We start from the raw sequence: 421 nt of genomic DNA on the forward strand, positions 1-421 counted from the left end.
GATTTGCCCCTTGCAGCACATGACCATGCGCCTGCAGAAGCTTGATCACGCCGCGCACATAGTTGGCCCACGGCATGCCCAGATTCGGAAAGATCGGCAGATCCAGCCGGAACTGATCGGTTTCGCCGGCGTAATCCAGCGCAACCACCTGAACCGTGCTGTCTTGGCGTGGCGAACCAGAGATTACGGTCTGGTAGTTGATGGCGCACGGCAGCACAAAACCGCCGTTGTAATCGGTATGTTCGCCGATCAGGTTGACCCGGCCCGGCGCCTGCACCGAAAGGGCTGGGGACTGGCCGAAGGTGTCACGAAAGACCTCGCGGGTGCGCTCAAGGAGTGTGGTCATGAGATTCAGGCTTCGTTGTAGTGAATGGCGCTGCCGCTGCCGAGACGCTCGGCCGCCTGCTCGGGTGTGAGATCG

Annotated in this window: 1 protein-coding gene; it reads right to left on the reverse strand. The window is 61.0% G+C overall.

The window, feature by feature from the left end; genetic code table 11:
- A partial coding sequence (locus AC0KVQ_RS10950) for a galactokinase family protein (RefSeq protein WP_473421200.1) occupies positions 1–346 on the reverse strand: 346 nt, incomplete at its 3' end.
- Positions 347–421 lie beyond the last annotated feature (75 nt).

The sequence above is a fragment of the Formivibrio sp. oc-25 genome (genome assembly GCF_055810895.1).